The organism is Anabaena sp. FACHB-595 (assembly GCF_048568275.1).
Lineage (GTDB): Bacteria > Cyanobacteriota > Cyanobacteriia > Cyanobacteriales > Nostocaceae > Trichormus.
In genome coordinates this window covers 5,407,121-5,428,898 of record NZ_CP183473.1, presented here as the reverse complement: position 1 = coordinate 5,428,898, position 21,778 = coordinate 5,407,121, and the positions used below count along the sequence as shown (strand labels likewise).

The following is a 21,778-nucleotide window of genomic DNA, read 5'->3' as shown; positions in this document are numbered from 1 at the left end:
TAATATTGCACCTCTTGTTCTTGGTTTTCTCTGGTTTAAGTTAAATTACCTGAAAACATTAATAATCTTTTAGCTGAGAAGTTTGGTTATGACTCAGAGTGAAAACAATGGGCAGTTAGAGGCTAATGATTCTTCCTCACACTCAGGTTCACGTTACTGGGGTAATGTGGAGGTAATTGAAGAGGGAGAAAGCTACAGAATTAGTCGCATTGAAATCAAGCCTAGACATGGTATTAAACCCCAAATCCATTATCACCGTAATGAACATTGGGTGGTAGTCTCTGGTGTTGCTAAGGTGACTTGTGGCGATGATGAAGTTTTGCTAGGTCGTAATCAGTCAACTTATGTACCAGCCGCAACACTACATAAAGTAGATAACCCAGGGTCTATCCCGTTAGTAATTCTAGAAATTCAAAATGGTGAATATTTAGGTGAGGACGATACAGAGCGTCCTTATGACTTAAATTTGGTTAAGCCTGGGGTTGAGAATAAGTAGAGGTGAGTGGGGACTGGGGATTGGGGACTGGGGATTGGGGAGTTGTAAGAGTCAATAGTCAGTTGTCATTGGTCTTTTCTTTTCTATCCTCTCCTGCTTTCCCTACACCCCTACACCCTAAAACCAGCCTTCTTGTTCTAAGGTTTCAATCAGTTGCAAGCCACGGGGGTCGCCTACACCTAATAATGAGGCTTTCGCATCTTCGCGCACACCTAAGTCTTTGTCTTCGGCGAAGGCTTGAATTAAAGCGTCGATCGCTGTAGCGTAAACTATATTAGAAGGCAGTTCTTTACACAATTGCCCAATTGACCACGCGCTGTTACTCCGCACTGCGGCTACTGTATCTTGTACTAGAGCTTCAATTAGTGGTGGGATTGCACCAACGATCGCCTCATAGCCAACTCCTGTCATCTGGGCTAAGGCGCTAGCAGACCAAAGGCGCACGGCGGAAATATCCGTTCTGAGAGCATCGGCTAGGGGTGCTAAACAACGGCGATCGTGGCAGTTACCTAATGCCCAAACAACACCTTTTCTGACGTAGCCATTCAAATCTCGATACAGTTGGGCAATTAATGGTTCAACTGCATCTGCGCTGGGATTACGACCGATGCCATAGGATGCACTCACTCGTACCAGTGGACAGTTATCACTCAAAAGACGAATCAAAATTGGCGTAGCGCGTGAGTCTTCGATATCGCAAAAAGCGCGAGCTGCTAACATCCGTTTTTGTGGTTGCGGATTGTCTAGGAGCGCTAGCATTTCATCTGGGTCAGGCTTTGGTATTTCTGACTCAGCCGTAATCGGTTCTATCTTATCTAAGGGGCTTTCTAACTCCTCCTCGATATCGAGTAGGCTTAGGTCTTCTTCGTCATACATATTTCTCTTGCACGCGCGAGTGAGATTTATATAAACCCCCCGTGCTAATTATTTAAAACTTTGTTGTTATGGGTTAAATAATTGTACACTTTCCGATCCATCTCACACGCGATGAATTTGGAATTAGTGAGACTGTTGACTGCTGACTAATTAATTTTCTTTACCATCCAGAGGGATTGGGTTTGATAACCTAAGTGATTGTAAAGATTTATGGCTGGTGGGTTTGATTGAAATACTTGTAATGCAATTTGGCGATCGCCTCTTTCCTTTGCCCAATTTTCTGCATATTGCATTAATGCTGTAGCAATCCCGCGTCTGCGATGTTCTGGGACGACATACAGCAAAAAAATATGAGCATGGCGATCGCCTTTAATTTGATCTATCGCATTTCCCATCCATAGACAAGCCACAGGAGAAGAGGCAGGGGAGCAGGGAGCAGGAAGAGAAGTCGCAAGGAGGGTTTCCCTCCGGGCGAACTTCGGGAGCAGAGGGGAGGAAATATTCAAAGACTCTACCCATGTCATGCTTCCTAATTCTGCCCTCGATTCCTCATGAGAAAAATCGACCCACCACAAAGGTGTGTCTTGGGAAAAGTATTGCTCAACGGTTATTGCTAGATGAGCAAATTCTTTTTGTTGGGGGAACAACTCTTGGTAAGTACGCTGGATGAATTTGACGAGTTGCGATCGCTCCAAGGTTGAGCCGCGTCGAAGATGATAAATAGTCATTTGTCATTGGTCATTTGTCATTAGTCCATAGTCCATAGTCCATAGTTCTCTACCTCCCCCCTGCTCCCTCACAGGACTATGGGAAAATCGCTAATTGGTACAAAACTGACACCTACCTCTTCAATAGGTGCTGGTGCGGCCATATCTGAGGGTAAGAAGATGCGGGCGCTGACTGCAACTAGGGCAAATATAAATACTAGTACTACTAGTAAAGGGGCGATGTATTGTCTGAATATAGCCATATTTTGATTCTTCACTGGATCAGGCGTTATGAGACGACCTAATCAAAGATTTGTAAATTTTACTTGACTTATTTTAGCTATATTTGGGCATGAGAAACCAAAGATTCCGGACTTACGCACCCAGGTTATCTGTTAAGACTGGGTGTAAGGGAGTAAGTGTGTAATAGTTTTAAATATTTACACCCCTACACCCCTATACCCCTAAACCCTTTTCCAAACCTTTGATTTTTCGTTTTCATGCGTAATTAACGAGTGTCACGGTCTAGGTCATCAAGGACTCTCTCGCAATACCAATTGTCTGGCATCCCTGGATAGTTTTGTCTTGCTTGCTCTATTAATCTTTCTGCTGATTCGACATCACCAGATAATCGGGAAATCAGTTTGTTTTTGAGATGATTGTCGGGTATTGTTGTTTGTTCTTCTAGTTGGGTGGGCATTTCTGCGGGTATTACTGGCGTTTGTTCCCGCTTCAATTGCCAGAACAATACATAATATAGAGTGCCAAAAATCAAGATGAGGCTGACTGTTCCGAAAAAGGTTAGGAGGTTAAACGCTAAAAAACCTAGAACTAACTGTGAAAGAACATAGCCGAGTAACAAACCTGTGAGTAAGAGAATAAATGTGCCGACGATAATCACTACTTGGTTTCCCATACATCCTCGTCATCAAGTCCTGGTCTATTTATTGCCACTGGTTTAGGATTCCAAGGGGCGACAACAGGCAAAAGCAGCAATCCAGGTAATGCTGCTGCTAAGGTAAGCAAGAAAAATGCCGGCCAGCCTGTGGCTTTAGCCAAATCTCCTGCTGGTGCAGATAAAACGTCTCTACTAATAGCCATTAAGCTAGAGAATAAAGCGAATTGAGTAGTAGTAAAGCGATGGTTACAAAGGTTCATTAAGAATGCTACTGTAGCAACTGTCACTAATCCTGCACTGAAGTTTTCGATATTCACTGCCAAGACTAGAAGTGAATAATTTTTGCCAGCAACGGCTAGTGCATAATAACCTAAGTTGCTCAGTAATTGAAGAATACCAAAGATCCACAAACTGCGATTGAGGTGGATTTTCGTCATGATTACGCCACCAGCTAATACGCCGATAGTTGTGGCGATAAAACCCATACCAGCCTGAATTGCCCCAATCTCAGTTTTGGTAAAAGCAATTTCTCGCAGGAACAGGTTGGCGGTAATACCTACTAGGGAGTCACCTAATTTATAAAGGATAATAAAAATCAGGATGACGCTGGCTTGAGTTAAGCCAAATCTGTGAAAAAATTCTTTGAAGGGGAGAAAAATTGCAGCTTGCAAATTTTGGGGAGGACTATCTTCTGTGACTTCTCCTAAAAGTTCTATGGGTAATAGCCAGGAGGTGACAATCCAAGCGACTATTAAACTCGCCAATAACCAATAAAATACAGGCAGAGCAATATAACCGACAAAGACACCGCCAATTAATCCCGCAACTAAGACTGTGATTAAGACGATAAAAATAACGTCTTTAACAGATATAGGTGCATACTTTTCAATAGCGTTGCGGATTTCTGGTTCTGGCGGCGACCACAAGGTAGTTAAAATACTCCCCGCCATGAAAACAGCCATAAGTAAGTAAACGCCATTCCAGGGAATATAGTCGGCTAAAACTATCGCTAGGGAACTGGTGATAAACAAGGCTATGCGATAACCTAGCACCCAAACTGATGCACCAGGTTCAGCTTCGAGGGGGTTTAAAATATCGGTACGGTAAGCATCTCCGGCGATGTCTTGGGTAGCGCTCAAAAAAGTAATGATGAGACAGTTGATAGCCAGGATTTGCAGTACTTGGTCACTTTGAGATGGTTGTTGTAATGCTAAGGCAGCGATCGCTAATGTTAACCCAATTTGGGTGCATATTAACCAACCCCGTCTAGCTCCTAAAAGTGGTGGGACAAATCTATCTAATAAGGGCGACCACAGAAATTTTAGGGAATAAGGCAAAGCCAACAACCCAAATAAGGTGATTTTTCCTAAATCAACTTTGGCATCCTGCATCCATAGCTGCAATGTTCTACTAGTCAAGAACAAAGGCAACCCAGATGCAAAACCTAGCAGTAGTAGCGCTCCCATTTTGCGACTTTGAAAGGCTTGTCGCAGTGCTTGAACTTCTCTCATCGTTTATACTTTTCCTTTTTACCAGAGCGCATTGCCGTTATATTGCCATAGTTAATCTAAATGGTGTTAGTAACTTCCACGAGCATCAGGGTTTTCTTAATCTTCCCGAATCACATGAATTTCATGTCCCCTAATTTCTACACCGTGAGCAGCGAGGCATTTTTCCCAACCTTCACGAGTACCAATTTCGCTTTTCTGTTGGAGTAGTCCTAATTCCTGCTCTTGTTGGGTGAGTTTAGCAAATTGTTCATACAGGGGATAGTTGGGAGTAACAAAAGTTTCCTTACGGTGAAGTACAGGTGGATTGGCTCTGGTGCTATAGTCGCGGTGAGTTACATACAGTGTTTTTAAGTCAATTGTGATACTGGCTTTTAAGGATGGGTGGGGGTCTGTGTCGAAGTCTGGATAAAACAGATAGGATATTTGCGGTTGGTCGGTGTAATATTTGATTAGGGTAGCTCCATCGACACGCCCAATGGTACGGCTCGCACAACCTTCGTAAATTCGTAGCAAGGGGTCAAGGGCTGCTAATGCAGAAACGTGGACGTATAAAGCGCCTCGTGTATGTTTACCGATTTTGCTTTTGTCACAGGCTGTCTGGACTACTTTTGGTTGACCTAAACTAAAGAGTTTTTGGTCGGCAACATTACAGGCTTCCTCGTAGCTGCCAAAGAAAGCTTTGATGTCGTGGCGCATTTCTGGCGCTAGTTGGGAGAATTTGGGACGTTTATCAAAGTGGGTGAGGGCAAGGTAAACTTGAATATCTAAAGAACGACGATAGGCGATCGCATCCCATTCTGCCTCATCGGTGGCTTGCAGGACAACTGCGAAAGCCCGGCGGAAGTTGCCAAATTCACCCAGTAATTCTGGTGCGGTGGCTAGTTCTCCTTTTACTGGCAGTCTACCCCGTTTGGTGAAAAATTCCATGAGGGGCGCGAGTTGTTCTTGATAGTCTTCAAACCGTTTTACCGGAATGCGGACTCGCGGTGTAGAGGTGCGAGAAAAGAAACGGATGGCTTTGAAGCTTTCTTTTTCGGCTTCATCACGGAAGACAAAATAAACCCCAAGCGCCACAGGGACAGCCTCAACGTTTAAGACTTCATCAATATATTTTTTCAGTTCTTGTTGTTCGTAATATTTTTGAAAAGTATTACGACTGGTGACAATACCGTCACTGTAAGCCAGTTGAGCTTTACTGGGAGCGTTAATTAATACTTGGGCGGCGACGATTAAAACGTTGCGAGTGAGTTCCCAGGCTTGGATGAGGCTTTGGCGGCGTTCTTCTTGGTCTTCGATGACGTTGAGGACGTAACCCAAATTCACCACATCGGCGGGGTTAATGGCTGCATCAGGATAGTAGTACGGATCCCAACCTGTACTGGTGTAGCCAAGGTTAGCTACACGCTGGACATCGCCACCATAACCACAGCCATAGTCAAAAAAAGTCTTGTCTGGGTTCAGGATTGCCCATTCTATAGCCAATCGTACAGGACGAGAGATTTCCGTGCGAGCGATCGCATCTCGATGACGTTCGATTTCTACAGTTTCCGACATAATAACCCCTTGTTTACGGGATACTACGTGTAGTTTGCTTCCCCGGTGGGGTAGGAGGAATGCAACTTTCTCAATTCAGCATCACACAATATGTAAAATTAAAACCTATTTGTTTTGGAAATCTGGTTTCTGGCTGCATTTAACAAAAAAAAGTCATAGCCAGTTGCAGATGCTTTGTTTGCTTGAATCTTTACTAAGATAGTATCGTTTTTGAGATAGCGATCGCCTGATGGGAAAAAGCGAATTTTGCCGGTGGCACCCACAGCATAAAATTTAGGATTACGTAGAACTCTTTGTAATTCTTCACGATTTTTACTTTGCTGCAAACCTGCAATTACGGCTAGGGTTGCATCATAACTGGTAGCGGAACGCCAAGTTACAGAATTTCCCCAAAGGCGTTGAGCTTTCTGGCTAAAATTATTTTGTGTATTCCCGTCTGGATGCCAGGGGACTGCTAACATTAAACCGTTAACGTCGGCTTGCCCTTGTTGTAAAGTTTGGGATGTGTATAGTGTGGGGCTAGCAAACAGTCTCAATCTACCTTTATTGGCTGCTGCTATATCTAAAGCTTTGTTAATTCTATCTATATGAGGTGCTAAAACTAAGCCATTAGCACCACTACTAATCGCCTCAGTAATTACTTGATTGGGGTTAAAATCAGGTGCAGAAAAATCACAGGGGATATTCACAAGATTTCCGCCATAAATAATGATAGCGGAGGTAAATTCATCTCGAAATGATTGATTATCTATAGCCTGTTCATCTACGCAAATTGCTAAGTTTTTTGTCTTTACTGTTTTAATCGCATAGTTGGAAAGAATATCAGCAATAAGTCTAATATTAGGGGCGGTACGGAATATATACGCACCACATCCTGATAATTTTACAGAAAAGCTGGTGGGGGAAATATTAACTAGTTTACCTGCTTGATAAATAGGACAAGCGGCTACAGAAGCGTCTGAGGCATTATGACCAATAACAGCTAAAATTTGCTTATCGGTCACAAAGTAACTTGCTAATTTTTGAGCAATTTCTGGGTTATTATCATCGGTGGCAATTTCTACTTGTAGTAAATGTCCTTGAATCCCACCTTGGCGATTGATTTCATCTTGAGCTTGAGCTACACCCTGGAGTATTTCTTTCGCAACATTCAAGTTACTACCAATAGGGACACTAACCGCTATTCTCAAGCTTTTACCACTACGAGCAGCCAAAGAATTTTGTAAATATATGCGTGTTTCTGGGTCATTAAATACCTTTTGCAGAGATAGTTGAAATAGGGCGATCGCCTGTTGATAATTACCTACAGCAAAAGCTTCTACACCTAGTTGCTTTTCATGACTAGGGTTATCTTGGATTAAGATTTTATCTCCCAAACTGATCCTATGTTGTAGAGAGTTTTTCGGGACGAAACTGTAGCCACTGGGTGCGTTGGAGTCTGGTTTTACTTCTACTAAGATAGCATTGCCCACGCGATCGCCTTTGCGATCGCCCCAAGATAAAAACTGAATTGTTCCTGTCGCACTTTGTAAAGAAAAATTTCGCGCCAAGGCTTTTTGGATACCGCTTCTGGTGTCGTCTTCCTGTTTCAAGGCTGCGGCGATAGCCTTGGTAGCATCAAAGGCGGTAGCTGTACGCCAAGTAATTAAATCTGATTCACGCCAGAGATTTTTGGCATTCTGCACAAATTCTTGATTAGGAGAAACATCTGCTAACCAAGGAGTTGCTATCACCATTCCCTTAATTACATCGCCTGCATCGAGTATGGTTTTAGTTTGTAAGCTGGGATTTCCTAATAATCGTACCTTACCTTGATTAAATTTCCCTATCTCCACCGCTTTACTCATTCTATCAACTTGGGGATTGAGTAAAATAGCATCTACATTTTGGGCGATCGCATCTTTTACAATAGTCTCTGGACGAAAATCTTCTGAGGCGAAATCACAATTTATATTATTAATATGTTGCAAGCGTTTGTAAATTATTGCATTCACAAATGCTTGTTCAAAAGACTGATCTGCGGCTTGTGAATCGCTACAAATCATTACCCTATTAATACCAGCAGTTTTGGCATATTCAGCTAAACTTTCGGCAATCACATTAAAGCTAATAATTGTGCGATAAATATAATTACCATGACTATCAAGACGAGGACGATCTGTTAATCTTGTAGAACTGCTAGTTGGTGAAACCATGACTAATTTTCCTGCCTGATAAATATCAGATGCAGGGACACTTGCATCACTACTGTTATGTCCTACTACTGCTAATATATCTGCATCTTGAACAAATCTCTGGGCTACTTGTTTGGCAATTTCTGGTTTATTATCATCGTTGGCAAGAACAACTTTTAAAAACTTGCCGTGAATGCCACCTTGATGATTTATTTCTTGTTGTGCTTGTGCAACTCCGCGCAAAATTTCTTGAGCGACATTGGAGTTAGTCCCGATAGGGACAGCAACACCAATTTTTAGTATCGGCTGATTGGCAACTTTAGCATTATTAAAATAGATTAATGTTTCTGGGTCATTATAATACTCTCGTAAGGACGCTTGAAACTTCTCTTGAGCTAATTGGTAATTACCTTGCTGAAACGCTTTGATGCCATCTTGTTTATGAGTATTTGTAAATGTTTTCACTAAAAGATTATTACCATCACTAAAGCGTCCGCGAAACCTCCACTCATTAACAACTGTTGTAAAAATATAACTCCCAGTAACTAACAAACCTATAAAAATAGCTGCCTTAAATCCTATTTTTGCCCAATTACTAGGTTGGGGATATTTTAATTCTGCTGCTGCTGGATTTTGAAAAATCACAGGTAGCCAGGAAGCGCAAGGATAATCGTTTTCTAATTCTTCTTGCAGGCGAGCGCGACTTTGTTGGACTGATGCGTATAAAGACTCGCCTGATGCAAATGCTGTTAAGAAATATCTTAAAAAATGTTGTGCTACTATGTCGGGAACAGGTTCCCGCATAACAATTGTATAAGGAATCCGCACATCAGCCAAATTGCGTGCTAATCCTACACCATCGCAAGAATTAAATATAGCTAATTTTAATCCTTTCTTCACAGCGTGGCGGAGTGTGTGACGCAGACTATCTAGTGATAAAGTTTCTTTGGCATTAATTTGAATTTGTCCAGAAATATCATCTTGATGACTACAACTATGCCCTGCAAAAAAGAAAATATCCCAAGATTGAGTCCATAATTTATCTCTAAGTTGTTGGCGTGATGGTTCTTGCAACAGTTCAATAATGGCACTAGGTAATTTTTTGATTGTTTCTAAATCCTGTTGAATATCAATACCTCGATTGTTGCCAAGAACTACCAGAATTTTCACTGGATTTATTAATTGTTTTTTAGACGGTTCATATTCAGAACTAACTATAATTTCTGGACGGGGATGGATATCATGAAAAATATCCCATAGATGCCAAGGAATGCGTCTTAGTAAGGAATCTTGTGTTTGTAAAATAAAGCGTATATCCTGCCAATCACCAACTTTTTGTAATAATTGCCGTTCCAATTGTCTAACTACTGGTTGATTTAACCATTCATTAAAACTAAATTGAAATCTTTGAGCAGCATGATGACAAGTCTCTATGGTGGATACATTAGTAATTTGAGTTTCGGGAACAGTAATTAACCAATTTGCTGGCAAGTGACGATAACTTGATTGCCATTCATAATAGTGTTGAGGAATTGTTAATGCTGGTGGCAATCTGCCGAGAATTTCCGTAGAATGAGGTTTACGCTCTTCCCCAATTCTAATTTTCACAGGAAACCCCTGCTGAAAACTGCCTTCTCCAATCTCGAAGATAACCAGCTTACCCACTGTTTCTTCCCTATAATAATTTGTCTATTAAATGACAAAATTTTCTGTAAAACTTACATTATTCATACTAACCCGAACTTGAAATTTTTCGCCGAATTCTGCACAAAACTTGCACTGGATGTAATCATCTTTATTTTCTCGTGCTTGGACTTCTAAAAATGATTTGCCATTTTCATCTAGTCCTGCTAATTGCAATCCTGGTGGTAAATAAGGCTGATTTCCCATTGGATACACGCGCAATAAGACAGCCACATTCCTATCCGGTTTGGCTAAAATTGCTACCATTAAAGCGACAGGATGGCCTGCCAGCTGCATTCCTAAATCAATGATGCGTCTAGCACTGACAGCAGGATGATTGGGTGCAAGAGTCCACAAAATTTCTGCCAAAGTCCAGCGAGTTTCTTCGTCTGGAGTTGTTTTTAAAAGATGAGCGATCGCTTCAGTAAATTTAGTGTAATTATTAGTAGTGGGAGATACTTCTATATCGCCTAATCTTCTCCAAGGAAAACTGGCTAATAGTTCCGGCGGTAAATTTTTTTCCCAACTGTGAGCAGGATATAATTGCTCAACTACTTGCCAAGCTTTTTCGGGATTGTCAAATTCCCAACCCCGCACACGTTTAGAACGAAAGGCTAATTGAGTGCTTCTTTGGCTTGATAATTCTTCTATACTTTGCCAATTATTTGTGTAGATGCCTTCTAGCCATTGCCGTAAATGTACTAGATGCAAATGTTCAATTAATACTGTTAATGATCGCAGTTGTTCAAGGGTAATTTCTGGAGTGTTGACACTGGTGACAAACCCTCTAATTTTCCCTTCCTTACAAGTGTGATTAATTTCCACAACAACATAACCAATGCGATTATCCCAAACTTCTGGGGGAATTTTACAAGTGCGATCGCCCGTCCGCATCGGCAGACATTCCAAACGTCCCACACCAGTTAATAGTAAATCTGCAACATCAGCCGTCAAGCGCCCCCGTGGATGCCAACTATAGCTAGCTTCTAGTTCTGTGGGGATATCTAACATAGCTAAATAGCTATTAACTACTTGTACAGCTAATGTATTTAAATATACTTGTTTCGCTTTTGTAGAAATTGGTTGTTCTTGGGCAAATTCCAGAGCTATTTGGCGAAAACTTTCTGGAATCGGTACAGATATGCTTTGCTGTTCACTTAGGTAACTCATACTCATGATCAATATAACCTTGGGATATGCCGAAATTTAGGAGGCGGGGAAAACAATGGCGTTGATAGAAACCACTCAGGGTTGCAATGGAGACATCAAACTCTTGAGATAAGTCCTTCCAAGAAGTTTCTGGCGGTAAGCGACGTTCAATCAACACCAAACAATTGATATCTGGGCGATTGGTTACGTAAATACGGCGTAAAGTATGAGCTTCTTGTTTTAACCATTCCTGAATTTCCTCTAGAATGGGTGGTGGTTCTGGTCGTGCGGGAATCAAATCTGTGGGATCTATTTCTTCGCCATTTTCATCTGACGAAGAATAAATGATTTTTTGATTAGGAACAACGATATCTTTCAGCCTGTACCGCAAGTAGGCATTCAGCCAAGTAATCACACTTCCTTGGCTGGAATTGTATGGTTCCTCACTGGTTGTAGCTTCGCAGAGATTGAGGCAAAAATACAGCCATGTTTTCTGCAATGCTTCCTCTGCATTAGGTACACCCGTACCCCGAAACAATTTACCAGACTGCTGAATCCGCCAGATAATTTCATGCAGTCCTTTTTGGCGTTCAATACTCCCCCTTGGATGCTGACAGGTTTGTTTCACAAGTGCTGTTAATTCATCCATGCTTGACTTTCTTACTAACCTTGATCCAAATTTGAGCCAACCTTGCCATTTTTACCATCAGACTTGAGCTGATTGATCACTTGAGCAACATCGACACCAGTAGTTTGACGTAATTGCTCAATTAAAGAGGCTATTTTCGGCACACCACCACCATTAGCCGCATCAATCACAGTTAAATTTTCTACTTCTACCTCAGGTACTCCCGCAGCCATCATTTTCAATAATGGTTCGAGTTTTTGGAAGATAAAGATTTCTCGCGCCGATGCGCCTGCATTTTGCCAAGATTCAGCTAGACGCTGGGTTCCTGCGGCTTGGGCTTTGCCTTCTTCGATGATTTTGGCAGCATCTCCCTTAGCTTGAGCGATCGCACTGTGACATTCTGCCTCGGCTGGGGCAACTATATCCGCTTGTAGTTGGTTTTCTACTTGAATAATCCGTTCTGTTTGCACTGCTACTTCTGCCTGCACCTTGGCAATTTGGGAATTGACCACCGATTCCACCTCTGCAATCACAGCAACACGCTTGGTGAGTGCATCTCTAACTCTGCGTTCTGCTTCGGCTTTAGCAATTTGCAAATCCCGTTCAATTTGTCTCAGTTTAGTAATGCGGAGATTTTCTGAAGATTTAATGATCGCTTGGGCTTTAGCTTCCGCTTCAGCTATCCGCGCATCTCGCAGCAACTCTGCCTGTTGTTTGCGTCCAATAGAATCTAGGTAAAGAACCTCATCAAAAATATTCTTGATTTGCAGGTTGTCTAGTACCAATCCTAGTTTTTCTAAATCATCTTCGGCTTCTTCCAACAAAGTTTTAGCAAAGGTGATTTTATCTTCGTTCACCTGTTCTGGCGTGAGATTCGCCAATACCCCCCGCAGATTACCTTCCAATGTGTCCTTGGCTAATTGTTCAATATCTTTGCGGCTTTTACCCAAAAGTCGCTCAATGGCATTGTGAATTGTCGGTTCTTCACCAGCAATTTTAATATTTGCCACTCCTTCCACCGTTAAAGGAATCCCACCTCTTGAGTAGGCGTTGGACACCTTCAGTTCAATAATCATGTTAGTCAAATCCATGCGGAAAGTTTTTTCCAACAGAGGGATTTGAATACTACTACCACCTTTCACCAAGCGATAACCAACCGATCGCCTATCATCAACCTGAGTCCGACTCCCCGCAAAAATCAGCACTTCGCTAGGTTGGCAGATATAGTACAAGTTGCGAATCACCCACCAACCTGCGGCGGTTCCAGTTCCAAAAATTCCTAAAAGTAAAGCGATAATTTCCATAATTGTTAGTTGTTAGAGACGCGATTAATCGCGTCTGTACATTTGTTAGTGGTAATTGGTAATTAGTTCCTACTCCTGCCCTAATCCTCAGTCCCCAGTCCCTAATCCCCACTCCCCAACGCCCCTGTAACATCAATACCCAGGGTACGATTAACGTTTTCTAGGAATTGCAGCACGATTTCGGGGTAAATATTTACCAAGCTGGCTACGGATTTGCCATCGCCGTTATCAATCACATTTACCTTCTCTAGGTGAATACGTTTAGGAATCTGCACTGCTTCTTGGAGAACGGTTTCAATTTGTTGAATGAGGAATAACTTAGAAGCGTCGCTGCCGGTTTGCTGCCAAACTTGGGAAAGAATGTCGTTAACTAACGCTGCGGCTTTGGCATTTTCTTCTAGGAAAGCTGCTTCCCCTTTGGCTCGGAGTTCTTGGGCTTGGCGACGGGCTTCGGCGGGTAGGACTTCATCGGCTTGTAGGCGTAGGCGTTCTAACTCAGCCCGTAGTACTTGTAAGACTTGTTCGGCTTTGGCTTTCTTTTCTTGTGCAGCCGCCGTGGTAATTTCTTCTTCAGACTTGGCTCTCTGTTCTAGCTGGGCTTTGATGGTGCGGAGTTCGTTTTCTTTCTCCAACACAATGATTTTGTCTTGGGTTTTGGCGACTTGGGCATATTCTTCGGATTGGGCTTCGATTTGTTCGGCTTGGGTGAGTGCGTTGGATTCGGCAATCTCTGCGTCTCGAATCACCAGGGCAATTTGTTTACGTCCCCAAGATTTGAGATAGTCTACATCGTCAGAAACGCTTTGAATTTTTAGGGTGTCCAGTTGCAATCCCAGTTTACTAAGGTCGCGGCTGACATCGGAGGCGATACGTTGGGCAAAACTCAGGCGGTCTTCGTTGAGTTCTTCTGGTGTGAGGGTAGCGACAACACCCCGGAGATAGCCTTCTAGGGTTTCGCGGGAAACACGAGCCAATTCCGAGCGATCGCGGTCTAAAAAGCGTTCAATGGCGTTACCGACAACCACCGGATCTGAGGAAATTTTCACATTGGCGATCGCTTGAATATTTAAAGGCGTTCCCCCTTTGGCGTAAGCATTCCGCACTTCCACCCTTACCGGCATAGTTGTTACATCCATCCGTTTTACCGTTTCCACTATAGGAATCCGAATGGCGCGCCCACCTAATAACACTCGATAACCCATCTCTTGTCCATCTTTAGTCCGCCATTTGCGTCCCGAAAGTATCAAGATTTCGTTGGGTTTACAAATACATAAAAAAGACTTGATAAACCACACAAGTACAAATGCACCAAAAATAGATAGAGCAATAGGCAGACCACCATAAAGTAGACTTTCTATGCCATTATTTTCTTTGTTAGTAGCAGGTGTATTCGGATCAACTTGTGCTACTGTTACAGTCGCTAATTCTTGTTTAATTAAATTCATAGTTATTTATCAAGAGTCATTAGTAATTTCTCAACTGTCAACCGTCATCAGAATATCCTTCTAAACCGCACTATAAACTGCCTCCTGCCCTCTCTTGCTAAACATTAACCACCCAAACCTTATTTCCCTTAATTCGCACGATAACAACAGAATCACCTTGATTAAATTGATGAATTTCATCGGTGAAAGCTACAAAGTCTACTAGAGAACCTTTGAGATTGATCCGTACTTTTCCTGGACTATTTTGGTTTATGGGAACTTCCACAATCCCAAAACAACCAACCACGTTATTAATACGGATCAAACTGTCTACTGCTTGTCGTCGCCGTTGGATATAAATTAATCCCACAATGAAGACACCAACAATGATACCGAAAGCAATTACAACACTAGCAGTTGCGAGAATTGGATTATTCATTACCCTATTTCCAGGTATTTTATAATTATTGTTTATCCTTTATTGGTAACAAAAAACCCAGATGGTGATGAAATAAATCTACTATTGGCACTTTCATAACACATAGCTTTAATTAATATTTAAGAAATACATAAACTGTCGTACATTTAACTTGCATATCTTTTCGGTTTTACCGTTAGGTGTTAGCAGTTAGCAAACCATACAAGCTTATAAGGAAGGCAGAGATACAACATAAATTCTGTTATATCTCTGATGTTATTGAACGCGGTATATGGAGATTCCAGTTGCGGTTCTATAGGTATTTCTGTAGAAGTAGGACAAAGTTATCCGGTATGTTACAAAACTTTACAATATTTTTATTTCAGTGATTGGGATTTTATAGGTGTTAATATTTACACCTATAAAACCTCAAATGGTGTGTTGCTTTACACGAAAACACGCCACATAACAAAAGATCGGCACTAATTATTGATGTGTATGACTAGAACGGTGTAAGGGAACACCAAAAAATAAATTATCCCTATCACCCCACCCCATTAATTGACTAGATTTCTCCAGTGAGATTAACTAGTTCGTGATTACACTTCATCAACTCGTATAAGTCATAAGCGTATAAATCTTCGTGGTTAGGTTCACTACTATGGCTTGCTGCTACGATGGGATCGCCATAGGCATTAGTTCTGCCAATTAGTAAGAGCTTTTTCCCGGCAAACTCTCCAATTAACTTAAATTTATGCTCAGGTAAAAAGTTAACATCAGTGAAAAAGTTGCGATTTTTAATAGACATTTTATTCTCCTGTAATGTTTACGAATACGTGCTTCTATGCTGAGTTTTTCTGACAAACTAATTCAACCAAGCTGCATCAAAAATTTACACCTAGCACAATGACAGATGTTTTCTCTACAGTTTGATCAAAGTTTTATCAGTACTGTGTTGGAATCTTCTTTATGGGAAAAAACAAACTTTCAATCCTATTTATGGTGGCGCTAACAATATCTACTGTGATGAAAGTAAAGGGATGATTTATCTTCAAAAACATGATCAACTGTACCTCAAGGCAACTAATCCGACCTCAGCCCCTAGAAACACAGACTATAAAACCCTGACTTCCAGTGCGAGGACAGGTAAAACGAAGCGTAAGTTTACCAGCCAAGGATACTGACGACAGGCATTATTTGTATAAATGCTGCTCGTTCAATCTCCTCTCAATGCCTACGAAGTTAGCTGACGGGCTAGGACTGAGAGATGTCCTTCTCTAAATGCTCTAAGTCTAAAATTTGAAATCTCTTTTTCATACTTTAGCTTCAGCTTTTTTGGCAGATACGCCCCAAACTTGGTTCCTCCGTTCCTAGCTTCAACCCTGCACATAGGTGTTTTGAGAGTAAAGCTGGATTAGGCAGACTTATTTTTCTTCTCTGTAATACTAACGTGTTACGACGTAAGGTAAAACTCCAGTAAACAAAAAGATACGATCGCATCTATGATACTGATACAGGCGATCGCTTCTTTTCTGCTACCGTTTTGCATACGCAACTAAGGAAATACCCAGAATCACAAACATAAATCCGGCAATACGTGTTGGAGTGAGATCAAAATTGAGTAATCACATCAACGAAATGCAATAAAAATTTAGGCGAGGCGTTCCGCCTACCGTTGGCGATCGATACTTAATTATCAATGTGATTACTTAACTCATTTTACGGGAACACAAGACAAAATTCTTAGTCATTGAGCGAGTATAGATTAAATATTAAAAGCTTGACTAAGGAGTCGGAAGCTGAAAATCACAATTAATTAGTGGAAAAAATCTTACTAATTATACTCTGCTAAATATTGGATTTAGCACCTCGAATAATGTCGCTAATTCATCCAACGACATTACAAGCAAAAGCTCCTTCTGACTAATAAATCTGAATTCTGTTTAGATGTTTGTATCAGCTATTCAGTGTAACTTTAGTTAGCTTAAATGCAGTATGCAAATGTGGCTTCAGTAGTTATGATCAGCCAATTCATCGATAACTATGAGTATCGAAATTGTTGATAATGCTATCCGTTGCTATTTTTTGCCGACTAATTTAATAATTGATAATCTATACAACGTAGAGTTAAAAACTTGTATTTAGCTCATTGATTAATAAGTTAATTATTTGGCTAGATTATGCTTATCTTATAACTATAATCTATGCCACAAACCATGCTGTCAATAATGTTATATACAAGCTCTACTCTACAAAAAAAGTATGATTCATGCAGAATTCCCTAAATAATTTTTCTGGAATTGCATACATCATATTTGGATCTAAGACTATTCAAATTACTCAAGTTAGGTGAATCGTGAATAATCCCAACATCAAGAAAACATCTATCAATTTTATCCAAGCTTTTCTGACTGCGGCTACACTAATTACCGCTTCTGTTGGCCCTGCTCTTGCTAATGACAAAGTTACGATTTTAGGTGCAGAATATGGCGGTAATGGTTGCCCTGACGGATCTGCCAGCGTCAGTGTCAGCCCCGATGGTCAAGAACTAAGTATCCTCTTCGACAACTTTATAGCTGTGGGTAATAAGTCAGGAGAAAGCCGCAAAAGTTGTAATTTGAGCATTCCGATCAAAGTACCCCAAGGCTTTCAAATCTCCCTCTATGATGCTGATTATCGAGGTTATGTTGCTCCCAAGACAACAGGGAGACTCAGGGCAGAGTACTTTTTTGCTGGTCAGCGTGGCCCTGTTTTTTCTCGGACATTTAGAGGCGAAACAGACTACAATGTCCGAGATCAATTAGTGACCGTGGCTGATGTCTGGTCACGCTGTGGTGATAGTGTGAATATGCGGGTGAACGCTGCCATGACCGCCAGTGGTCAAGGGATGGCCACCGTTGACTCTTTTGACCTTGCTCATCGTGGTTTGGTTTATCACATCAAATATCGCCAGTGTCGTTAGGTCTTTTCGGTGTAGCAGGGTGGTTTTATACAAGCAGAGAAACAAGACAACAGTGTTTCAAAGCCTCTACCTTGTGGGGGCAAGGGGTGTATACACCAGTCTGATCAACCTTGCCCTATAACGTTTTGATCCCCCCTAACCCCTCTTAAAAAAGCAGGGCTGTTTCATTCGCTCAGATAAGTATTTTATCAAGAGTATCAGCCAGAAATTTTAGGGAGTCGGCAAGCGAAAAATTACTATTTCCAGCAGTAATTTTCAGTACGATGGCGTTCCGCCCACCATAGGCGATCGCTAGGCTCATAAGCAAATAAAATTTCTCAACTACCTGATTTCTTCGGTGGATAAGCTTGTAATTTAGGGGCTTTTAAGGGATGAAACAGCCCTACTTCTGATCTGCGTTTATACCTTCTGGTGGTTGGACAGCAATGGATAAGCGATCGCCACTAAATCTTGGAGCAAATATTTCCAAATACTTACAGGGAATTTGTTGGCGAGAATATACAACTTTTTTATTTATAGCTGTTGCCAGTAGTGTTAGGACATCACATAGATGATAAAACCTAGACACAAAACGACTTTTCACCCAGTCCCTAGTCCCTAGCTATATTTGTAGTTTTACCGTCAAAATAGCCATTGCCACATAAAAATTATCTCCAGACGCTATAAAAGCATCATGGAGAAAAAGATAATCTTCTATTTAGTTACTCCAAAATTACCAATTCTCGAACTCGAATCAGATTAAGATTTGCTGGCACCTTGCAATTTTTGCTTTTTGTGTTGACGTAAGAATAAACCACCAACAGCTAGCATCCCTAAAGTCATACCAGGTTCGGGAACAGATTGGGGGTCAAAACCTGTAAATCTGCCATTTCCAATCTTAAAAGAGTGGTTGTCACTTTCAAACCCACCACCATCTGTACTAGCTTGAGAGATGACGATCTTGTTGAAAATATCATCACTGCCTTCAGAGTAGAAATGAAGGTAACCATTACGTTCTCCACCATGCTGTGTAGCACTAATAGGAGCTACGGTATTTACATCTTGAGTGGTGAAAGACCTGATCAAAGTGTCCCCATTATAAAAAGAGAAGGTATTATTGTTGCTGATCGCACCCCAGTTAATACCGAAATAATTAAGATAGCTATCTAAGTTAATGGTCACTTTATCACCATTGAAGACAGCTAAGTAACTTGTATCATTGACTTCTCCGTTGGATCCTGCTGGGGCCCATTGGTCTTTTCTTACACTGCTACCGCCGCCATTTTCAAATGAATATTTAGCAAAACCGGTGGTTGGAGCCATACCATTATTGAAATCAATAGTTGTTACACCTGAATCTTGCCAAAACTGAGAATAAGCGCCTTGATTGGTAACACCATTAGGACCAGCAACACCTGTCTCCACCTTGAAGCCAATAGCGTGAGCAGAGCCAGCATAAGCAAAAGAAGCGATCGCTGATGTCGAGACTAATGCGGCACAAACAAGTTTTTTAAGAATCATAATTTTGAACTCTGCCTTTGTCTAATTAGTAAACACAACTCAATTCTGTGAGTAATTACGGTTAAAAGACAGGATATAAATACTAGACTTTAGTTAAAAGCATCTCTGGACACCTTAGTGCTTTATTGCATGACATTAATAAGTAAAAACATTGTCTATATTGAAGGATTTTGCCAAGCAATTTAAAATAAATGTGAAATAAAATTGTACTTGTATAAAATTCCGTCTAAACATGAGAAATCTTGAAGGCAGTATGAATTTGAGAGTTAATAAATCGGTCAGAACCTATATTCTTTTCATAAAGACAATATGAAAATTTAAGTTTTTGACAAAAAGACAAGTATCAATTAGACTACCCCTGGCAATTAGCAACATTTAATCATGTATTCTTCTCAAGCATCTGCCGTTCCTAACCGTGTTGTCGGTTTAATCAGTGGCACATCTGTAGATGGTATAGATGCCGCCTTAGTAGAGATTACTGGCACAGAATTGGATCTGAAAGTTGAGTTACTAGCAGGAAAAACATATCCTTATCCTGCGGACTTAAGAGAACGCATATTGGCAGTTTGTGCAGGCGAAGCTATTTCCATGTTGGAACTTGCACATATGGATGATGCGATCGCCCTAGCTTTTGCCCAAGCTGCTCAAAATATTCAAATAGGTTATCAGCCAGCAAATTTAATTGGCTCTCATGGTCAAACTGTGTATCATCGACCACCAAAAGAAGCAGGAGTAGGGAAGAAAAACCTTGGTTATACTCTCCAGCTTGGTCGTGGTGAGATGATTGCCTATTTGACGGGAATTACAACTGTCAGTAATTTTCGTGTTGCTGATATCGCTGTTGGTGGTCATGGCGCACCACTTGTTCCCAGAGTCGATGCCTTTTTACTGAGTCATCCCCATGAAAGTCGTTGTATTCAAAATTTAGGTGGTATTGGTAACCTTGCCTATATCCCAGCGCGTACTGATGACTGGCTTTCACAAATTTGTGGTTGGGACACAGGCCCAAGTAATAGCCTGTTAGATTTAGCAGTAGAACGTCTGACGGCTGGTGCTAAAACCTATGATGAAGATGGTCAATGGGCAGCCAGTGGAACTCCTTGCTATCCTTTAGTCGAAAAATGGCTCACCCATGAATATTTTCATCTCTCACCACCTAAATCGACTGGTCGAGAATTGTTTGGTGTGGCTTACCTAAATCAATGTTTCCAAGATGCCGAACCATACCAACTTAGTCCAGCTGATATGCTAGCAACACTTACGGAACTAACTGTAGCTTCCATTGTTCACAGTTACCGTACTTTTTTACCACAAATGCCACAACGTGTATTTTTATGTGGCGGTGGTAGTCGTAATTTGTATTTAAAACAAAGATTACAGTTAGCGTTAGAAACAGTCCCAGTCTTGACCACCGATGAAGCAGGCGTGAGTGCCGACTTTAAAGAAGCGATCGCCTTTGCTGTTTTAGCTCACTGGCGACAATTAGCCATTCCAGGCAACCTACCAACAGCCACAGGCGCACCACATGAAGTTTTGTTGGGAGAAATTCATCAAGGGTGAAGATAGAAAATGGGAATGAGGAGTAAGGAGAAAAGATAACTGCTGACCACTGACTAATGACATTTCGACTTTGCAGAATATATGTTTATAGTCTGAGGACTACTCGATCAAGGCAAGGAAGATACAAAGTGGCTCACACTTTTTTGTTGGAACCAGGACGCTGGAAAATACAAGGCAGTTGGCTAGAACGGAATGGTATGCCAATCAGCGTCAAGGGTATGACCTTGGTAGCTTGGAATCGAGATAACTGGTTTACTATGGCAGCAAAGCTGATATTTCCGGGTAGCGATCGCCCAGAAATTTCACTACAGTATAAGGGGCGCTTACATCAAGAAGAACGCCAATATACTTTTTTACTCCAACATAGTCTTTTAGGACAGGTTGAAGGCGAGGGTTGGATTGGTCTAGACACAATTGTGCAGCGTTACTGGGCAATGAGCGATCGGCAGCGTCGTAGTGGATTTGAAACCATGCACCGCGTTTCTGACGATGCCTATTATCTCAGTAGTGGTGTTATGTCAGGTCATTTTTTAACAAGCACAATGGAAGCAAGCTTAGAGCGTCAGTCTTGATCAAATAATTAGTCAATAGTCAGTTGTCAGTGGGTATCTTTTCGCCAATCCCCATAATTTTGACATCCCTTAAGTTATCTACCACAGAAAAATTGGGCAAACTAGAACTACATCAAAATCCCAGTGCAGAAGATTAGGATACATCTACCTATTATTTTTTGTTTGCGCTCCTCAACCACAGAACTTAGTACTCATATCCTGAGTATCCATAATGAACTGTGTATATCAGGATAAATGAAAAGGGGACTAGAGGTTTAGAGGTGAGAGGCTGGTGAATTTTACGGGCTAAACACCCCGCTACCGCTAACAGAAAACTGCTTATCATCCTGCTAATACTACTCTGCACTTTTTCAGTACAGGTG

Annotated in this window: 20 protein-coding genes and 1 riboswitch; of the genes, 4 read left to right on the top strand and 16 right to left on the bottom strand. The window is 41.4% G+C overall.

Translation table 11 applies throughout. The features are described 5' to 3' along the window. The first annotated feature begins 88 nt into the window (after positions 1 to 88). Positions 89 to 496, top strand: a complete 408-nt coding sequence (locus ACN222_RS22665; protein WP_010998671.1) for a phosphomannose isomerase type II C-terminal cupin domain — start codon at positions 89 to 91, stop codon at positions 494 to 496. Positions 497 to 613: 117 nt separating this feature from the next. Here the strand turns inward: ACN222_RS22665 and ACN222_RS22660 are convergent, their stop codons facing one another. From ACN222_RS22660 to ACN222_RS22600, 13 genes are all read right to left on the bottom strand, one after another. Further along, positions 614 to 1,372, bottom strand: a complete 759-nt coding sequence (locus ACN222_RS22660) for a HEAT repeat domain-containing protein (RefSeq protein ID WP_010998670.1) — start codon at positions 1,370 to 1,372, stop codon at positions 614 to 616. A 146-nt stretch (positions 1,373 to 1,518) separates the two neighbouring features. After that, entirely contained in the window at positions 1,519 to 2,100 is a 582-nt protein-coding gene (locus ACN222_RS22655) for a GNAT family N-acetyltransferase (RefSeq protein WP_010998669.1), read from the bottom strand. A gap of 68 nt (positions 2,101 to 2,168) precedes the next feature. After that, positions 2,169 to 2,342 (bottom strand): hypothetical protein, encoded by a 174-nt coding sequence (locus tag ACN222_RS22650; protein WP_168370997.1) that lies wholly within the window; start codon positions 2,340 to 2,342, stop codon positions 2,169 to 2,171. 245 nt (positions 2,343 to 2,587) lie between these two features. Then, on the bottom strand, positions 2,588 to 2,995 hold the full coding sequence (locus tag ACN222_RS22645; protein ID WP_044522214.1) for a hypothetical protein: 408 nt from the start codon (positions 2,993 to 2,995) through the stop codon (positions 2,588 to 2,590). Beyond that, positions 2,980 to 4,488 (bottom strand): AmpG family muropeptide MFS transporter, encoded by a 1,509-nt coding sequence (locus ACN222_RS22640; RefSeq protein ID WP_010998666.1) that lies wholly within the window; start codon positions 4,486 to 4,488, stop codon positions 2,980 to 2,982. The genes ACN222_RS22645 and ACN222_RS22640 overlap by 16 nt, the downstream gene beginning before the upstream one ends. A gap of 96 nt (positions 4,489 to 4,584) precedes the next feature. After that, a complete protein-coding gene (locus ACN222_RS22635; protein ID WP_419756876.1) occupies positions 4,585 to 6,042 on the bottom strand; it encodes a DNA phosphorothioation-associated putative methyltransferase in 1,458 nt (485 codons plus the stop codon). Positions 6,043 to 6,140: 98 nt separating this feature from the next. Further along, complete coding sequence (locus tag ACN222_RS22630) at positions 6,141 to 9,881, bottom strand: ABC transporter substrate-binding protein (protein ID WP_010998664.1); 3,741 nt, start codon at positions 9,879 to 9,881, stop codon at positions 6,141 to 6,143. Positions 9,882 to 9,908: 27 nt separating this feature from the next. Beyond that, positions 9,909 to 11,069, bottom strand: a complete 1,161-nt coding sequence (locus tag ACN222_RS22625) for a DUF1822 family protein (RefSeq protein WP_044522213.1) — start codon at positions 11,067 to 11,069, stop codon at positions 9,909 to 9,911. Continuing rightward, positions 11,053 to 11,697, bottom strand: a complete 645-nt coding sequence (locus ACN222_RS22620) for a hypothetical protein (RefSeq protein WP_010998662.1) — start codon at positions 11,695 to 11,697, stop codon at positions 11,053 to 11,055. The genes ACN222_RS22625 and ACN222_RS22620 overlap by 17 nt, the downstream gene beginning before the upstream one ends. A 14-nt stretch (positions 11,698 to 11,711) precedes the next feature. Further along, on the bottom strand, positions 11,712 to 12,980 hold the full coding sequence (locus tag ACN222_RS22615; RefSeq protein WP_044522211.1) for a flotillin family protein: 1,269 nt from the start codon (positions 12,978 to 12,980) through the stop codon (positions 11,712 to 11,714). A gap of 101 nt (positions 12,981 to 13,081) precedes the next feature. Continuing rightward, positions 13,082 to 14,425, bottom strand: a complete 1,344-nt coding sequence (locus ACN222_RS22610) for a flotillin family protein (protein WP_010998659.1) — start codon at positions 14,423 to 14,425, stop codon at positions 13,082 to 13,084. Positions 14,426 to 14,522: 97 nt separating this feature from the next. Further along, entirely contained in the window at positions 14,523 to 14,843 is a 321-nt protein-coding gene (locus ACN222_RS22605; RefSeq protein WP_010998658.1) for an NfeD family protein, read from the bottom strand. A gap of 544 nt (positions 14,844 to 15,387) precedes the next feature. Then, a complete protein-coding gene (locus tag ACN222_RS22600; RefSeq protein ID WP_010998657.1) occupies positions 15,388 to 15,630 on the bottom strand; it encodes a hypothetical protein in 243 nt (80 codons plus the stop codon). Between the two features lie 408 nt (positions 15,631 to 16,038). Beyond that, a riboswitch (cyclic di-AMP (ydaO/yuaA leader) is annotated at positions 16,039 to 16,253 on the bottom strand. 925 nt (positions 16,254 to 17,178) lie between these two features. On the opposite strand from ACN222_RS22600, the gene ACN222_RS22595 reads away from it, so the two are divergent. Then, the gene (locus ACN222_RS22595) at positions 17,179 to 17,784 is read left to right on the top strand and encodes a DUF4360 domain-containing protein (protein WP_010998656.1); all 606 of its coding nucleotides are present in this window, start codon (positions 17,179 to 17,181) and stop codon (positions 17,782 to 17,784) included. Positions 17,785 to 17,956: 172 nt separating this feature from the next. Here the strand turns inward: ACN222_RS22595 and ACN222_RS22590 are convergent, their stop codons facing one another. The 3 genes from ACN222_RS22590 to ACN222_RS22580 all read right to left on the bottom strand — a co-directional run bounded on the left by ACN222_RS22590 (position 17,957) and on the right by ACN222_RS22580 (position 19,284). Then, the gene (locus ACN222_RS22590; protein WP_269083583.1) at positions 17,957 to 18,091 is read right to left on the bottom strand and encodes a hypothetical protein; all 135 of its coding nucleotides are present in this window, start codon (positions 18,089 to 18,091) and stop codon (positions 17,957 to 17,959) included. 75 nt (positions 18,092 to 18,166) lie between these two features. Then, entirely contained in the window at positions 18,167 to 18,352 is a 186-nt protein-coding gene (locus ACN222_RS22585; protein WP_126987149.1) for a hypothetical protein, read from the bottom strand. Between the two features lie 170 nt (positions 18,353 to 18,522). Then, positions 18,523 to 19,284, bottom strand: a complete 762-nt coding sequence (locus tag ACN222_RS22580; protein ID WP_010998654.1) for a PEP-CTERM sorting domain-containing protein — start codon at positions 19,282 to 19,284, stop codon at positions 18,523 to 18,525. A gap of 381 nt (positions 19,285 to 19,665) precedes the next feature. Between ACN222_RS22580 and ACN222_RS22575 the strand changes: the two genes are divergently transcribed. Together ACN222_RS22575 and ACN222_RS22570 are read left to right on the top strand one after the other, a co-directional pair. Continuing rightward, positions 19,666 to 20,844 (top strand): anhydro-N-acetylmuramic acid kinase, encoded by a 1,179-nt coding sequence (locus ACN222_RS22575; protein ID WP_010998653.1) that lies wholly within the window; start codon positions 19,666 to 19,668, stop codon positions 20,842 to 20,844. A 128-nt stretch (positions 20,845 to 20,972) separates the two neighbouring features. Next, a complete protein-coding gene (locus tag ACN222_RS22570; RefSeq protein WP_044522208.1) occupies positions 20,973 to 21,416 on the top strand; it encodes a hypothetical protein in 444 nt (147 codons plus the stop codon). Positions 21,417 to 21,778: the final 362 nt, after the last annotated feature.

Coding starts and splice junctions, on each gene's coding strand:
- ACN222_RS22640 (WP_010998666.1), bottom strand. CDS start 4,488: ATGAGAGAAGTTCAAGCACTGCGACAAGCCTTTCAAAGTCGCAAAATG.
- ACN222_RS22580 (WP_010998654.1), bottom strand. CDS start 19,284: ATGATTCTTAAAAAACTTGTTTGTGCCGCATTAGTCTCGACATCAGCG.
- ACN222_RS22645 (WP_044522214.1), bottom strand. CDS start 2,995: ATGGGAAACCAAGTAGTGATTATCGTCGGCACATTTATTCTCTTACTC.
- ACN222_RS22665 (WP_010998671.1), top strand. CDS start 89: ATGACTCAGAGTGAAAACAATGGGCAGTTAGAGGCTAATGATTCTTCC.
- ACN222_RS22620 (WP_010998662.1), bottom strand. CDS start 11,697: ATGGATGAATTAACAGCACTTGTGAAACAAACCTGTCAGCATCCAAGG.
- ACN222_RS22660 (WP_010998670.1), bottom strand. CDS start 1,372: ATGTATGACGAAGAAGACCTAAGCCTACTCGATATCGAGGAGGAGTTA.
- ACN222_RS22575 (WP_010998653.1), top strand. CDS start 19,666: ATGTATTCTTCTCAAGCATCTGCCGTTCCTAACCGTGTTGTCGGTTTA.
- ACN222_RS22610 (WP_010998659.1), bottom strand. CDS start 14,425: ATGAATTTAATTAAACAAGAATTAGCGACTGTAACAGTAGCACAAGTT.
- ACN222_RS22605 (WP_010998658.1), bottom strand. CDS start 14,843: ATGAATAATCCAATTCTCGCAACTGCTAGTGTTGTAATTGCTTTCGGT.
- ACN222_RS22625 (WP_044522213.1), bottom strand. CDS start 11,069: ATGAGTTACCTAAGTGAACAGCAAAGCATATCTGTACCGATTCCAGAA.
- ACN222_RS22615 (WP_044522211.1), bottom strand. CDS start 12,980: ATGGAAATTATCGCTTTACTTTTAGGAATTTTTGGAACTGGAACCGCC.
- ACN222_RS22635 (WP_419756876.1), bottom strand. CDS start 6,042: ATGTCGGAAACTGTAGAAATCGAACGTCATCGAGATGCGATCGCTCGC.
- ACN222_RS22650 (WP_168370997.1), bottom strand. CDS start 2,342: ATGGCTATATTCAGACAATACATCGCCCCTTTACTAGTAGTACTAGTA.
- ACN222_RS22600 (WP_010998657.1), bottom strand. CDS start 15,630: ATGTCTATTAAAAATCGCAACTTTTTCACTGATGTTAACTTTTTACCT.
- ACN222_RS22655 (WP_010998669.1), bottom strand. CDS start 2,100: ATGACTATTTATCATCTTCGACGCGGCTCAACCTTGGAGCGATCGCAA.